This is a genomic window from Agromyces sp. Root1464 (assembly GCF_001427265.1).
In the GTDB taxonomy this organism is placed as follows: Bacteria; Actinomycetota; Actinomycetes; order Actinomycetales; family Microbacteriaceae; genus Agromyces; species Agromyces fucosus.
Genome location: NZ_LMFU01000002.1, coordinates 743,156 through 757,639, shown reverse-complemented (window position 1 = coordinate 757,639; position 14,484 = coordinate 743,156). Strand labels below are relative to the sequence as shown.

Here is a 14,484-nt window from a genome sequence, read left to right as displayed (position 1 = left end):
CGAACCATGGCTACCTTCGGAAACCTGTCTGACCGCCTCGCCGAGACCTTCAAGAGTCTCCGCACCAAGGGCAAGCTCTCCGCGTCCGACGTCGACGGCACCGTTCGCGAGATCCGTCGCGCGCTGCTCGACGCCGACGTCTCGCTCGACGTCGTCAAGGAGTTCACGGCGCACGTGCGCGAACGCGCGCTCGGCGACGAGGTCAACAAGGCGCTGAACCCGGCGCAGCAGGTCGTGCAGATCGTCAACGAGGAGCTCGTCCGCATCCTCGGCGGCGAGCAGCGTCGCCTGCAGTTCGCGAAGAACCCGCCGACGGTCATCATGCTCGCGGGCCTCCAGGGCGCCGGTAAGACCACCCTCGCGGGCAAGCTCGCGAAGTGGCTCGCGAAGGAGGGGCACACGCCCCTCCTCGTCGCGGCCGACCTCCAGCGCCCCAACGCCGTGAACCAGCTGCAGGTCGTGGGAGGCCAGGCCGGTGTGCCGGTCTTCGCCCCCGAGCCCGGCAACGGCTCCGGCGACCCCGTCAAGGTCGCGAAGGACGCCGTGAAGCACGCCGAGCGCGCGCTGCACGACGTCGTGATCATCGACACGGCCGGCCGACTCGGCGTCGACGCCGAGCTCATGAAGCAGGCGTCGAACATCCGCAAGGCGACGAACCCCGACGAGGTGCTCTTCGTCATCGACGCGATGATCGGTCAAGACGCCGTCAACACCGCGAAGGCCTTCCAGGAGGGCGTCGACTTCACGGGCGTCGTGCTCACCAAGCTCGACGGCGACGCACGCGGTGGTGCTGCGCTCAGCGTGGCATCCGTCACGGGTCGCCCCATCATCTTCGCGTCGACCGGTGAGGGCCTCGACGACTTCGAGCCGTTCCACCCCGACCGCATGGCGAGCCGCATCCTCGACCTCGGTGACATCCTCACCCTGATCGAGCAGGCGCAGTCGGCGTTCGACGAGGAAGAGGCGATGAAGGTCGCCGAGAAGTTCGCGACCGACACGTTCACGCTGAACGACTTCCTCGGCCAGATGCAGCAGCTCCGCGGTGCAGGCTCGATCAAGAAGATGCTCGGCATGCTGCCGGGCGCGGGCGGCATGAAGCAGCAGCTCGAGAACTTCGACGAGCGCGAGATCGTGCGCACCGAGGCGATCATCCAGTCGATGACGCCCGCCGAGCGCGAGAACACGAAGCTCCTGAACGGCTCGCGGCGCCTCCGGATCGCCAAGGGCTCGGGCATGACCGTCACCGACGTGAACCAGCTCGTCGCCCGGTTCGAGCAGGCCGCGAAGATGATGAAGACCGTCGCTCGCGGCGGCGTGCCGCAGATCCCCGGCATGGGTCCGCTGCCCGGCGGCGGCAGCCACGGCGGCGGCAAGCGCCAGGGCGGCAAGGGCAAGAAGTCGAACTCGTCGCGGTCGGGCAACCCCGCGAAGCGCGCCGCCGAGAACGCGGCGATCGCCTCGGGCGCGACGCCCGGCGCTGCGCCGGCGCCGACCGGCTCGGGCTTCGGCCTGGGCGGCGGCGGGGCCAAGGCCGCACCGAGCGAGGAAGAGCTCGCGGCCCTGCAGAAGATGCTCCGCCGCTAGCTCGGCGCGGTGGTTCAGGAGAAGCGCTTCCCCGAGCGGCAGCGCTGCAGGAAGTGCGCGCAGAAGCTCGGTGGACCCGGCGTACCGGTGTACCAAGGGCTCTATTGCACGCCGCGGTGCGCCGGCATGGCAGAGCTGGTGCTCGATGCCGCGAACGCGCCCCGGGAGTGCAAGACCGAGCGAGGCGGCCGATGGGAGTTCAAGCGCCGGTATCGGAGCGAGCTCGAGATCCCGGGCAAGCTCCGCGACGACCCGTCGACGAGCTGGTACACCTGCCAGCACTGCGGCCATCTCCACATCGGCCACAGCCGCATCGACCTCGCCACCGAGACGCATCGGGTCCTCGGCGACCGGGCGGCGCTCGCGGACTTCCTCGTCAAGAGCCGTGGCAACGCGACGCACAAGCAGGTGGCCGAGGTCGCGAAGATCCGTCCGATCCGGCTGAAGGAGCTCGAGGATCCGACCTCTGAGAAGGTCGACCTGAACGCGTTCTTCGCGGTGCTCGCGGTCTACCGGATCAAGCTCGCGGCCGTGCTCCGCGAGGAGCGGTCGAGGCGCCCATCCCGCTGACCGTGCGAATGCGGGCGTTCCGGTGCGTCGCGTGTGCCGAGCGTCGCGTGTGCCTAGCGGGGGTCGTGACGCACGGTTCCCGCGAGCTCTTCGAGGGCAGGGCCGTCGACGACGGTCGCTCCGGTGGCCATCGAGAGCGGGTCGGTCGAGAGCCACTGCGCGACCGATTCGGGGTCGAGCGGATGCCGCGACGCCACGATGATCGTGTTGCCCGCCGCAACCCGGCGGAGCACCGCCTCGGAGCCGATCACGAGCACCTCGGGCAGCAGCTCGAGCACGGCCGCGAGCGTGTCGCCCGTCACCTGCGGCTCGGCTCCGTTCAGGCAGTTGACGATGAGCACGCCGCCCGGCGACAGGAGCGACACGAGTTCCGTGAAGAACTCGATGGTCGTGACGTGGCGGGGCACGGCGCCGCCCGAGAAGACGTCGACGAGCACGAGGTCCCACTGGTCGTCGCCGTCACCGGCAAGGCGCTGCACCTCGGCGCGGGCATCGCCGATCGCGAGCTCGATCGGAGCGTCGGGGGGCAGCGGCACGTGCGTCGTCACGAACGCCAGCAGCTCGGGATACAGCTCGACGACGCGCTGACGGCTCGCCGGGTGCAGCGCGTGCATGTACCGGGGGAGCGTGAGGGCGCCCGCGCCGAGGTGCAGCACCGCAGGCGACTCGCCCGGAAGCGTCGCGAGCACCGCGGCGATGCGGCGCACGTACGGCAGTTGCAGGTCGCGCGGGTCGTCGGGGTTGACGTGCGATTGGGTGACGTCGTCGATGACGAGGGAGTAGCCGCCGTTGGTGCCTCGATCGGGCTGGAGCTCAGCTCGAAAGGCGGCGGTCTCGAGGATCGGCGGAGTCTCCATTCCTCGACCCTAGGCGATTCGGCCACTCCGCCCTGGCGAGCGGGCGATGCGCTCGCATGCGTTGCTTACAGCCGTGTAAGCGCAGGGCGATACAGTGAGATCGCGGCGCACTCGCGGCGGAGAATGGAGCACAGGACGATGGCCATCGGCACCCCCGACTACCGAGACAGCGGGCTCGAATTCGGCGAGGACTTCCTGTTCGGTTCCGCCACGGCTTCGTATCAGATCGAGGGAGCCGTGCACGAAGACGGCCGGGGCCCGTCGATCTGGGACACCTTCAGCCACACGCCGGGCAAGGTCTGGAACGGCGACACGGGTGACCGGGCCTGCGACCACTACCACCGCCTCGACGAGGACCTCGATCTCATGGTCGAGCTCGGTCTCGACGCGTACCGGTTCTCGATCGCGTGGCCGCGCATCCAGCCGACCGGCAGGGGAGCGGCCAACGAGGCGGGCCTGGCATTCTACGAACGCCTCGTCGACGGGCTCCTCGCCCGCGGCATCCGCCCGATCGCGACGCTCTACCACTGGGACCTGCCGCAGGCGCTCGAAGACGAGGGCGGGTGGGCGAACCGCGCCACGGCGTACGCCTTCGCCGACTACGCCCGCATCGTCGGCGAGCGGCTCGGCGACCGGGTGGCGGTGTGGACGACGCTCAACGAGCCGTGGTGCAGCGCGTACCTCGGCTACGGTTCGGGTGCGCACGCTCCGGGGCTCATGGACGGCGCGAAGGCACTCGCCGCGGTGCACCACCTGAACCTCGCGCACGGGCTCGCGGTCGCCGCGCTCCGCGGCGTCGTCACGAACGACCCCGGGTATTCGATCACCCTGAACCTCCACGTGATCCGGCCGTCGGGAGACGGCGGCGCCGAAGCCGCCCGCCGCATCGACGGACTCGCGAACCGGGTGTTCCTCGAACCGCTGCTGGGTGGGGGGTACCCCGCCGACGTGATCGCCGACACCGCGTCGGTCACCGACTGGTCGTTCGTGCTGCCGGGCGACACCGAGCTCATCGCCCAGCCCCTCGACCTGCTCGGAGTGAACTACTACTCCACGGTCACGGTCGACATGTGGGACGGCGTCTCGCCGCGCGTGAACGCCGACGGCCATAAGGACATGGGCGGTACGCCGTGGCCGGGATCCGAGCACGTCGAGTTCCTCGTGCAGCCGGGCCCGTACACCGACATGGGCTGGAACATCGACCCCTCCGGCCTCGAAGACCTGCTCGTCTCGCTCAGCGAGCGCTACCCCGAGCTGCCGCTCATGGTGACCGAGAACGGCGCGGCCTTCCCCGATGTCGTCGTCGAGGGCCCCGACGGTCCCGCCGTGCACGACACCGATCGCATCGACTACCTGCGGCGGCACTTCACCGCGGCGCACCGCGCCATGGAGCGTGGCGTCGACCTGCGCGGCTACCAGGTCTGGTCGCTCATGGACAACTTCGAGTGGGGGTACGGCTACTCCAAGCGCTTCGGCATCGTGCGCGTCGACTACGACACCTTCGAGCGGCTGCCGAAGGACAGCGCGCTCTGGTACGCGGAGCTGATCCGCACCCGGCGACTGCCCGGCTAGTCGACGTCGGGTGAGGCGGATGCCGCGGGCGACTGGGTCTCGATGCCGTTGCGCAGCTCGCGGGCGAGGTGGGCGACCACGGCCTTGAGGTCGCCGCCGGCCGCCTCGGCGACCCGCAACTGCCGGGCGTAGCTCGCCCCGGAGTCGAGCATGGCGCGCACCTGCTGCAACTCGACGCCGCAGCCGAGGCGGTCGGCGATCGGCGCCAGGGTCGTCAGCAGCTCGCGCAGGTCGTCGGCGACGGGGCGCTCGGTGCCCGCGACATCCGTGATCACCTCGGCCTCGAGGCCGTAGCGCGCCGCTCGCCACTTGTTCTCGCGCACGTACCAGGGTTGCAGCACCGTGAGGGTGTCGCCCTCGTCGAGCCGTGTACTCATCCACTCCACGAGGCACTGCACGAGAGCGCCGATCGCGGCGATCTCCGCGGCGGACGAGAGGCCGTCGCAGACGCGTACCTCGACCGTTCCCCACTTCGGCGACGGCCGGATGTCCCAGCGCACCTCGCTGTGGTCCTCGATGACGCCCGTGCGCACGAGGTCGTCGACATAGCGCTCGTAGGCGGGCCAGTCGGCGAGCGGGTAGGGGAGTCCGGCCGTCGGCAGTTGCTGGAACATGAGCGCACGGTTCGAGGCGTAGCCGGTGTCGACGCCCGCCCAGAACGGGCTCGATGCCGAGAGCGCCTGCAGGTGCGGGAGGTAGGCGAGGAGGCCGTCGAGGATCGGCAGCGCCTTGTCGCGGTCGTCGATGCCGACGTGCACGTGCACGCCCCAGATCATCATGTTGCGACCCCACCAGCGCGTGCGCTCGATGAGCTTGTGGTACCTCGGCTTGTCGGTGAGGTGCTGGTCGTACCACTGGCTGAACGGGTGGGACCCGGCGCAGATCAGGTCGTACTCGCCGATGTCGTCGATGACGGTGCGGACCTCGCCCAGTTGGTGCTCGAGGTCGGCGACGGCGCCGGCGACCGTCTCGTGCACACCGCTGACGAGCTCGACGGTGTTCGTCAGGAGCTCGGAGGTGATGAAGGGATGATGCTCGCCCTCGCTGCCCGCGTCGAGCGCGTCGAGCACCTGGCCGGCGACCGACGCGAGTTCGCCCGTCGCGCGATCGACGATCGCGATCTCCCACTCGAGTCCGACGGTGGACCGCGCCGATCGTGCGAACTCGATCGCCATGCGAGCACCCCCGTTCCGCGCCGGCCGGCGCAGGGACATCATGCCACGAGGGGGCGCGTGCGCCGTGGCGCGCGGGTCACGGAGCGCCATCTCGGAGGGCGCCCGCGACTACGCTGTGGTGCATGACGTACCAGGAGAGCCGCCATGACTGACTCGACGCTGCTCGCGCAGGTCGTGAGCCTGCGCGAGCAGGTGGAGCGCGCCATGTCGTCGCGCATCGTCGCCGGCGAGTACGAGCCAGGCGCGGTGCTCACCGTTCCCACGATGGCCGCCGAATTCGGCGTCAGCGCGACGCCCGTGCGCGAAGCGATGCTGAACCTCGCCCGCCGCGGATTCCTCGCCCCGATGCGCAACCGGGGGTTCCGGGTGACCGAGGTGTCGCTCGAGGAGCTTCGGCAGCTCCGCGAGGTGCGACTGCTGCTCGAGGTCCCGCCGATGCGACAGCTCGCCGGGCAGGTGTCCGAGGAGGCGGCCGTGCGGCTCCGCGAACTCGCCGCCGAGATCGTGCGCGCCGGCGATGAGGGCAGGTTCCAGGACTACCTCGAGGCGGACACGAGCTTCCACCTGACGCTGCTCGGGCTGACCGGCAATCAGTTCCTGGTGTCGCTCGTCGGCGAGCTGCGTCAGCAGACGCGGTTGACGGGGCTCGTCGAGCTCGCGGAGCAGGGCGCCCTGACCGAATCGGCGCTCGAGCACGCCGAACTCGTGCAGCTCCTCCTCGACGGAGAGGCCGAGGCGGCGACCGCCCTGATGCGTCGCCACATCGGCCACGTCGGCGGCATCTGGAGCGGCGAGCACGAGGACTGACGGCGGCCTTCGGGCGGCGTGACGGCGCGACATCCGCGGTGGTGGGCGCCGGCCCTTCGTCGTGCTCCCGCGCCGTTCGTCGTCCGCGACTTGCGCGATGCCTTCGCGGCAGTAATATGTCACATATCGCCATCCGGCGATGAGGCACTGTCGTACTCGAAGGAGAGTCACATGCAGTTCGGATCTCGGCGCCCCAAGCGCCTCCTCCACGTCGCCGCAGCAGCCGGCGTGCTCGCGCTGACCGCGGGGTGCTCGAGCGGCCTCGCCGGCGGAGGATCGGAAGAGGCCGCTGACGGCCCCATCAAGATCGGCATGCTCGCGCCCTTCTCGGGCAGCGAGTCGGCGTTCGGCGAGTACATGCAGAACGGCGCGCAGCTCGCCGTGAACGAGATCAACGCCGACGGCGGCGTGCTCGGACGCGACCTCGAACTGCTCGTCGAAGACGACGCGTGCGATGCCACGACGGCGGTCTCGGGCGCCAACAAGCTCGTCACCGACGGCATCGTCGCGTCGGTCGGCGGCTACTGCTCGGGCGCCACGCTCCCGACGCTGCCGATCTTCGACGAGGCCGGCATCCCCATGGTGATTCCGGCGGCGAACTCGAACGAACTCGTCGACCAGGGCCTGCCCGGCGTCTTCCTCATCAACGGCACCGGCGACCAGCAGGCCGAGGCGGCGGTGACGTATGCGAAGCAGATCGGCGCGACCAACGTCGCGGTCGTCGACGACGCGACGAGCTACTCGGCCGACCTCGCGGGCGCGTTCACCGAGCAGGCGACCGCCGCCGGGCTCGACGTCGCGGTGAGCGAGACCATCACCCCGGGTGAGAACGACTACTCCGCAGTCGCGACGACGCTCGCGACCGAGCAGCCCGCGCTCGTCTACTGGACCGGCTACTACCAGGAGGGCGGTCTCATCGCCCGTCAGGCGCAGGATGCCGGATTCGACGGCGTGTTCCTCGTCGCCGACGGATCGGTCGACGCGAAGTTCGCGGAGATCGCGGGCGAGGGGTACACCGAGAACGTCGTCGGCACCTTCACGCAGACGCCCGACATGATCGAGGGCGCCGACCAGTGGATCGCCGACTACGAGGAGCTCGCCGGAGACCCGCCCGGACCGTACTCGACCCAGGCGTACGACGCGGTCCGCGTGATGGCGCAGGCCATCGAAGACGCCGGCGACACGGAGTTCGACAACGTCGTGGCCGGTCTCGAGGGTCTCAAGGACTTCGACACCTTCGCCGGGCCCCTCACGTTCACCGACACCCACACCCTGTCGGGCGGCGGCTTCGTGATCGTCTCCATCGACCCCGCGACCGGCGCGTTCGTCCTCAAGGACGACCTGCAGGGTTGACGCAGCGGGGCGGGGCTCCGGCCCCGCCCCGACTCGTCGGAAGGATTCCTCTGCAATGATGCAGCTCATCTGGAACGGTCTCATCGTCGGATCGTTCTACGCCCTCGTCGCGCTCGGCTACAGCATGGTCTACGGGATCATCAAGCTGCTGAACTTCGCGCACGGCGACATCTACATGCTCGGCGCGTTCGTCGGGTTCTTCACGCTCTCGGCGTTCGGCATCTCGAACGAGACCTCGATCCCGCTCCTGCTCGTCGTGCTCCTGCTCTCGATGGTGACCACCGGCCTCATCGGCGTGGGCATCGAGCGCATCGCCTATCGGCCGCTGCGCCGGAGCCCTCGGCTCGCCGTGCTGATCACGGCGATCGGCGTCTCGTTCACCCTCGAGTACGGCGTGCGCCAGATCTTCGGCCCGAACCCCGAGGCGTTCCCCATCCGCCTGGAGTCGAGCGGCTTCGACGTGCTCGGCATGCGCGTCACCGCGTCGCAGATCGTGCTCGTCGTCATCGCCGCCGTGCTCATGCTCGTGCTCGCCCACATCGTGGAGCGCACGCGGCAGGGGCGGGCCATGCGCGCGATCGCCCTCGATCCGACCGGCGCGCAGCTCATGGGCGTCAACGTCGACCGCGTCATCGCGATGGTGTTCTTCATCGGCTCCGCGCTCGCAGGCGCTGCCGGCGTCATGGCCGGCGCCTACTACGGGTCCATCGACTTCCTCATGGGCTTCATCATCGGACTGAAGGCGTTCACCGCCGCCGTCATCGGCGGCATCGGCAACCTGTACGGCGCGATGCTCGGCGGCGTGCTGCTCGGGATGCTCGAGTCGTTCGGCTCGGCCTGGTTCGGCGGCGAATGGCGGGACGTGTTCGCCTTCGGGTTCCTCATCCTGTTCCTGACGCTGAAACCGACGGGCCTGCTCGGCGCCCGTGTCGTGGAGAGGATGTGACATGGCGCGCGATCTGGATCACGCCCTGAAGCACGTGCCCTTGCGTGCCCCTGCGCCCCTCTACGAGCGGCCGCAGCCGCCGAAGGGCGTCTTCACCTCGCAGCGCGGCTTCATGCGCGCGCTCGGCCTCGTCGCCGTCCTCCTCGTGGCGGTGCTGCCGTTCATGGATGCCTCCCGCTACACGATGTCGATCGCCACGAGTGCGCTCATCTACGTGATGCTCTGCATGGGCCTGAACGTCGTGGTCGGCTACGCCGGCCTCCTCGACCTCGGCTACATCGCATTCTTCGCCGTCGGCGCCTACATCTCGGGCATCTTCACGACCGTGCTGGGCTGGCCCATGTGGGCCGCGCTCATCGCGACGATCGTCGCGTGCATCACGGCGGGCATCATCATCGGTGCGCCGACCCTGCGCCTGCGCAGCGACTACCTGGCGATCGTGACCCTCGGGTTCGGCGAGATCATCCGCATCACGGCCAACAACCTGAAGATCACGGGCGGCCCGTCGGGCATCCACGGCATCCCCACCTGGAGCTTCGGCCCCTGGAGCTTCGACGACGGGTTCAACCTGTTCGGCATCGACTTCCCCGAGCGCGTGGTGTTCTACTACTTCGTCGCGGCCGTGGTGATCGTCGTGGGCGTGATCGGTGCCGGGCGGCTCGCGAAGGGGCGGCTCGGGCGTGCCTGGAAGGCCGTTCGCGACGACGAGGACGCCGCGGAGGCGATGGGCATCAACACCTACATCGCCAAGATCTCGGCGTACATCATCGGTGCCGTCTGGGCCGGCATGGCCGGGCAGCTCATGGCGACCCACCTCTCGGCGATCAGCCCCAACAGCTTCCAGTTCCTGTACTCGGCGCTCATCCTCATGGCCGTGGTGCTCGGCGGCATGGGGTCGACGCCGGGTGTCATCATCGGCGCGCTGTTCGTCTCGCTCGCACCCGAGCTGCTGCGCGACTTCGCCGAGTGGCGCTACCTCATCTTCGGTGTGCTGCTCGTCGTCGTGATGCTGTTCCGCCCGTCGGGACTCTGGCCTGCCACCGCGGTGTTGCCGTGGCTCCGGCGCACGCGTCCCACCCCGCCGGCGTTCACCGAGGCGACGGCGGTCCCGGCGAGCGTCATGGAGTCGGTCGACGGCACGCCGACGACCGAGGCACACGAAGGAGACCGCGCATGAGCGCCCTGCTCGAGGTCAGCGACCTCCGGCTGCAGTTCGGCGGCGTGACCGCCGTCGACGGCCTCAGCTTCGAGGTGCGGGAGGGCGAGATCCTCGCCGTCATCGGGCCGAACGGCGCCGGCAAGACGAGTGCGTTCAACTGCATCTCGGGCTTCTACCTGCCGACCGCGGGTTCGGTCGTCTTCGACGGCAAGGCGATCGTGCGGGCGGTGCCCGCGATCTGGCGCCGGCTCGGGCTCGTGAACCTCCTGCAGAGCTTCGGCTTCTACCGGGTGCTGCCGTCCCGGGTGACGAAGTGGGGGATGGCGCGGACCTTCCAGAACCTGCGGTTGTTCCGCGAGCTCTCGGTGCTCGAGAACGTCACCACGGCGATGCACGCGAACCTCCGCGAGGGGTTCTGGTCGACACTGCTGCATACGCCCGGCTACCGCCGCGCCGAAGCGGCGTGCGTCCGCGAGGCGCGGGGATGGCTCGACTTCGTCGGCTTCGAGGACGACGAGCAGCTCTACGTCACCCAGCTGCCGTACGGCGAGCAGCGCAGGGTCGAGATCGCGAGGGCGCTCGCCACGAGCCCGAAGCTCCTGCTGCTCGACGAACCCGCCGCGGGCCTGAACTTCAACGAGAAGCAGACGCTCATGCGGCTCATCCGCAAGATCAGGGGGCTCGGCGTCGCCGTGGTGCTCATCGAACACGACATGGGGCTCGTCATGGAACTCGCCGAGCGCATCGTGGTGCTGAACTACGGCAAGGAGATCGCCGACGGCGCTCCGGAGGACGTGAAGCGGAACCCCGCCGTGATCGAGGCCTACCTCGGTGTCGACGAGAGCGAGGACGCATCATGACGCTGCTCGAGGTGAAGGACGCCGATGTCGTCTACGGCAGGGTGCACGCACTCCGCGAGTTGAGCTTCACGGTCGGCGAGGGCGAGATCGTGTGCCTGCTCGGCAACAACGGCGCGGGCAAGTCGACGACCATGAACATGCTCTCGGGGCTCGTCCGTCCCCGTTCCGGCTCGGTGACCTGGCAGGGGATGGACCTCACGACCGCCAAGCCGTGGGACATCGTCGCGGCGGGCCTCATCCACGTGCCCGAAGGCAGACGCATCTTCTCGACCATGACGGTGCACGAGAACCTGCTCCTCGGCGGCTACACGGTGCGCGACCAGAAGGCGATCGCGACGCGTCTCGACGAGGTGTACGGCATGATGCCCCGCCTCGCGGAACGGCGGGGCCAGCAGGGCGGCACGCTCTCGGGCGGCGAGCAGCAGATGGTCGCGATCGGCCGGGCGCTGATCGGCGGGCCGAAGCTGCTCCTGCTCGACGAGCCCTCGATGGGGCTCGCGCCCCTCGTCGTGAAGCAGGTGATGGAGATCGTGGCGGCGGTGAATGCGGCGGGCACGACCGTGCTGCTCGTCGAGCAGAACGCCCGCGCCGCGTTGAAGATCGCCGATCGCGCGTACGTCGTTGAGACCGGCAGCGCGACGCTCGAGGGCCCCGCCGCCGATCTGGCGAAGGATCCGCGCATCATCGAGGCGTACCTCGGTGGTTGACTTGCGACGAGGAGGTGCATCGTGCGCGTCGCGGTGATCGGTTCAGGCATCGTGGGTGCCGCGTGCGCGCTCGCGCTGGTCGAGGGCGGCGCCGAGGTCGTCGTGATCGACCGGGTCGGCGTCGCAGGCGAGACATCCAGTCGCTGCGAGGGCAACCTGCTCGTCAGCGACAAGGCGCCGGGCGCCGAGGCCGACCTCGCGGTCGCCTCGAACGCCATGTGGCGTGTGCTCGCCGCGCGGCTCGACGCCGAGCGGCCCTCGAGCCAGCCGCTGACGGAGTTCGAGGCGAAGGGCGGCATCGTCGTCGCGTTCGACGGCGGGGAGCCGGCACTCGAGCGGTTCGCCGAGGCGCAGCGCGCCACCGGCATCCGCGCCGAGGCGATGGATGTCGCGGCGCTCGCCGCGGCCGAGCCGTTCCTGTCCCGCGAGGTCGTGCACGCCGTCCACTACCCCGACGACGCCCAGATCCAGCCGTCGACGGCGACGCAGGCGCTGCTCGATACCGCGGTCCGCGCCGGCGCGCGGCTCGTGATCGGCGAGGTGACCGGCGCGCTCGGCCGGGCGGGTCGGCCCGGCCGCCTCTCCGGCGTGATGACGACTGCCGGGCCGATCGAGGCCGACGTGGTCGTGAACTGCGCGGGGCCGTGGGCCGGCGAGGTCGCGGCACGTCTCGGTGCCCGGCTCGACATCCGGCCGCGACGCGGAGTGATCCTCGTCACGACCCCGATGCCGCAGCGCGTCTTCCACAAGGTGTACGACAGCGACTACGTGGGTGCCGTGGGCTCCGGCGACGCCGCCCTGCAGACCTCCACGGTCGTCGAGTCGACCCCGGGCGGAACCGTCCTGATCGGGTCGAGCCGGGAGCGCGTCGGCTTCGACGATCGCCCCGGGGTCGCCCCGGCGGCGGCGATCGCGGCGAAGGCGGTGCGCCTGTTCCCGTTCCTCGAGGAGACGTTGCTGCTCCGGAGCTACTTCGGGTTCCGTCCGTACGCGCCCGACCACCTGCCCGTCATCGGCGCCGACCCCGAGATCGTGGGGCTCGTGCACGCGACCGGGCACGAGGGGGCCGGCATCGGACTCGCACCCGCCACCGCCGAGCTCGTCGTGCACGCCGTGCTCGGCGCACCCACCGCCCTCGACCCGACCCCGTTCCTGCCGGGCCGGGCCAGTCTGCAGGAGACCGCATGATCCGCATCACCGTCGGCGACGAGGCGATCGAAGGGCGTGACGGCCAGACCATCGCCGGCGTGCTCATCGGCGCCGGCCGCACGGCGTGGCGCACCGCGCAAACCGGTGACCGCGGCGTGTTCTGCGGCATCGGCGTCTGCCACGACTGCCTCGTGACCGTGAACGACGTCGAAGGGGTGCGCGCCTGCCAGCGCGAGGCCGTCGACGGCGATCGGGTGGAGCGCGAGGTGCGAGCATGACGGCCGCGACCGGCACGGCCGCCACGACCGGCACGACGGGTGCGACGCGCGTCGCGATCCTCGGCGGCGGCCCCGCCGGGCTCGCCGCGGCGCAGGCCGCCCTCGCCGCCGGGGCCGCGGTCACGCTGCTCGACGAGGGCGGGCGGCTCGGCGGCCAGTACTGGCGGCATCACGAGGGCCTGACCGATCGCCGCCTCCAGCACGGGTGGGCGCGGTTCGAACGACTCAGGGGAGTGCTCGACCGCGCCGAGGTGCACACCGGTGCGAGCGTCTGGTCGGCCGAGGCATCCGACGGCGTCGTGCGCCTGCGGGCCGTCGTCGGCGCAGCGGATGCCGCGGGGCGCGTCGCGCTCGACATCGAGGCCGATGCCGTGGTCGTCGCGACGGGCGCCCACGATCTCGCCCTGCCCGTTCCCGGCTGGACGATGCCGGGCGTCACGACCGCAGGCGCCGCCCAGGCGCTCGCGAAGCGCGACGGCGTCACGGTCGGCCGGCGCACGGTCGTGAGCGGCGCCGGACCCTTCCTGCTGCCGGTCGCGCAGTCGCTGGCCGTCGCGGGCTCCGAGGTGGTCGGCGTGCACGAGGCATCCCGGCTCGGCGGGCTCGCCGCGGGCTGGTTGCCGCGGCCGTGGCAGCTCGTCGGCAAGGCCGGCGAACTCGTCGAGTACGTGGGCGCGCTCGCCCGCCATCGCATCCCGTATCGGATCGGCAGCGGCGTGGTTCGGGTGCTCGGCACCGACCGGGTCGAGGGCGTCGTCATCGCCGCGCTCGACGCGGACTGGCGGCCGATTCCCGGAACCGAGCGCGAGGTCGCGTGCGACTCCGTTGCGCTCGGGCACGGGTTCACGCCGCGGCTCGAGGTGGCGATCGCCCTCGGCGCGGTGATCGAGGGCGACCGCCGCGGGCGGTTCGTCGTCGTCGACGAGTCCCAGCGCACGAGCGTCGACGGCGTCTTCGCGGCCGGCGAGGTCACGGGCATCGGCGGTGCGGATGCCGCGCTCGCCGAGGGAGTCGTGGCGGGCTTCATGGCCGCAGGCGGTGCGCTCGACGACGACCGCATGCGCGGCCCGCTCGCGGTACGACGACGCATGCGCGCCTTCGCGGCACGGCTCGAGCGCGCCCACGGTATCCAGCCCGGCTGGACCTCGTGGCTCTCCGACGACACGGTCGTCTGCCGCTGCGAGAACGTCACGCGCCGCACGATCGCGGACCGGGCCGATGCACCCCTGCGGGCGATGAAGCTCGCGACGCGGGCCGGGCTCGGCGCATGCCAGGGTCGGACGTGCGGGCGCGCGGTGGAGGCGATCGTCGCGGACGCCGGCGGTGCGCCCGAGGGATTCGACCGCCGACCGGTGCTCGCACCGGTGCGGCTCGGCGAGGTGGCAGCGGTTGCCACCGGGGGACCAGAGCAGTAATATGTCACATATTACCGATCCGTCGAAGACGGACCAGAGAACGGAAGATCAG

14 protein-coding genes are annotated in these 14,484 nt (G+C 70.5%); 12 read left to right on the top strand and 2 right to left on the bottom strand.

Translation table 11 applies throughout. The annotated features are described in order from the left end of the window. The first annotated feature begins 6 nt into the window (after positions 1 to 6). Both ffh and ASD23_RS09350 read left to right on the top strand, forming a co-directional pair. A complete protein-coding gene (gene ffh / locus ASD23_RS09355; protein WP_056009682.1) occupies positions 7 to 1,584 on the top strand; it encodes a signal recognition particle protein in 1,578 nt (525 codons plus the stop codon). A gap of 126 nt (positions 1,585 to 1,710) precedes the next feature. Further along, complete coding sequence (locus ASD23_RS09350) at positions 1,711 to 2,154, top strand: hypothetical protein (RefSeq protein WP_056009679.1); 444 nt, start codon at positions 1,711 to 1,713, stop codon at positions 2,152 to 2,154. A gap of 53 nt (positions 2,155 to 2,207) precedes the next feature. Here the strand turns inward: ASD23_RS09350 and ASD23_RS09345 are convergent, their stop codons facing one another. Next, a complete protein-coding gene (locus tag ASD23_RS09345; RefSeq protein ID WP_056009676.1) occupies positions 2,208 to 3,011 on the bottom strand; it encodes a spermidine synthase in 804 nt (267 codons plus the stop codon). Positions 3,012 to 3,149: 138 nt separating this feature from the next. Here ASD23_RS09345 and ASD23_RS09340 point away from each other — a divergent pair, with 138 nt between their 5' ends. Next, positions 3,150 to 4,583 (top strand): GH1 family beta-glucosidase, encoded by a 1,434-nt coding sequence (locus ASD23_RS09340; RefSeq protein ID WP_056009673.1) that lies wholly within the window; start codon positions 3,150 to 3,152, stop codon positions 4,581 to 4,583. On the opposite strand, the gene ASD23_RS09335 is transcribed toward ASD23_RS09340, so the two are convergent. After that, positions 4,580 to 5,758, bottom strand: a complete 1,179-nt coding sequence (locus tag ASD23_RS09335) for a glutamate--cysteine ligase (RefSeq protein ID WP_056009670.1) — start codon at positions 5,756 to 5,758, stop codon at positions 4,580 to 4,582. The genes ASD23_RS09340 and ASD23_RS09335 overlap by 4 nt on opposite strands. Positions 5,759 to 5,902: 144 nt before the next feature. Here ASD23_RS09335 and ASD23_RS09330 point away from each other — a divergent pair, with 144 nt between their 5' ends. From ASD23_RS09330 to ASD23_RS09290, 9 genes are all read left to right on the top strand, one after another. Then, positions 5,903 to 6,565 (top strand): GntR family transcriptional regulator, encoded by a 663-nt coding sequence (locus ASD23_RS09330; RefSeq protein ID WP_056009666.1) that lies wholly within the window; start codon positions 5,903 to 5,905, stop codon positions 6,563 to 6,565. Between the two features lie 171 nt (positions 6,566 to 6,736). Beyond that, positions 6,737 to 7,918 carry a branched-chain amino acid ABC transporter substrate-binding protein gene (locus tag ASD23_RS09325; RefSeq protein WP_056009663.1) on the top strand — a complete coding sequence of 394 codons (1,182 nt, stop codon included), beginning with the start codon at positions 6,737 to 6,739 and terminating at the stop codon, positions 7,916 to 7,918. A gap of 55 nt (positions 7,919 to 7,973) precedes the next feature. Beyond that, a complete protein-coding gene (locus ASD23_RS09320) occupies positions 7,974 to 8,864 on the top strand; it encodes a branched-chain amino acid ABC transporter permease (RefSeq protein WP_056009660.1) in 891 nt (296 codons plus the stop codon). A gap of 1 nt (position 8,865) precedes the next feature. Beyond that, positions 8,866 to 10,041 carry a branched-chain amino acid ABC transporter permease gene (locus ASD23_RS09315; protein ID WP_082571330.1) on the top strand — a complete coding sequence of 392 codons (1,176 nt, stop codon included), beginning with the start codon at positions 8,866 to 8,868 and terminating at the stop codon, positions 10,039 to 10,041. Next, positions 10,038 to 10,883 carry an ABC transporter ATP-binding protein gene (locus ASD23_RS09310; protein ID WP_056009657.1) on the top strand — a complete coding sequence of 282 codons (846 nt, stop codon included), beginning with the start codon at positions 10,038 to 10,040 and terminating at the stop codon, positions 10,881 to 10,883. Before ASD23_RS09315 ends, ASD23_RS09310 begins: the two co-directional genes overlap by 4 nt. Beyond that, on the top strand, positions 10,880 to 11,590 hold the full coding sequence (locus ASD23_RS09305) for an ABC transporter ATP-binding protein (RefSeq protein ID WP_056009654.1): 711 nt from the start codon (positions 10,880 to 10,882) through the stop codon (positions 11,588 to 11,590). The genes ASD23_RS09310 and ASD23_RS09305 overlap by 4 nt, the downstream gene beginning before the upstream one ends. A gap of 21 nt (positions 11,591 to 11,611) precedes the next feature. Next, the gene (locus ASD23_RS09300) at positions 11,612 to 12,778 is read left to right on the top strand and encodes an NAD(P)/FAD-dependent oxidoreductase (RefSeq protein WP_235507695.1); all 1,167 of its coding nucleotides are present in this window, start codon (positions 11,612 to 11,614) and stop codon (positions 12,776 to 12,778) included. Then, a complete protein-coding gene (locus ASD23_RS09295; protein WP_056009648.1) occupies positions 12,775 to 13,017 on the top strand; it encodes a (2Fe-2S)-binding protein in 243 nt (80 codons plus the stop codon). Before ASD23_RS09300 ends, ASD23_RS09295 begins: the two co-directional genes overlap by 4 nt. Next, positions 13,014 to 14,432: an NAD(P)/FAD-dependent oxidoreductase gene (locus ASD23_RS09290; protein WP_056009645.1), complete on the top strand. Its 1,419-nt coding sequence runs from the start codon at positions 13,014 to 13,016 to the stop codon at positions 14,430 to 14,432. The genes ASD23_RS09295 and ASD23_RS09290 overlap by 4 nt, the downstream gene beginning before the upstream one ends. The last annotated feature ends 52 nt before the right edge of the window (positions 14,433 to 14,484 follow it).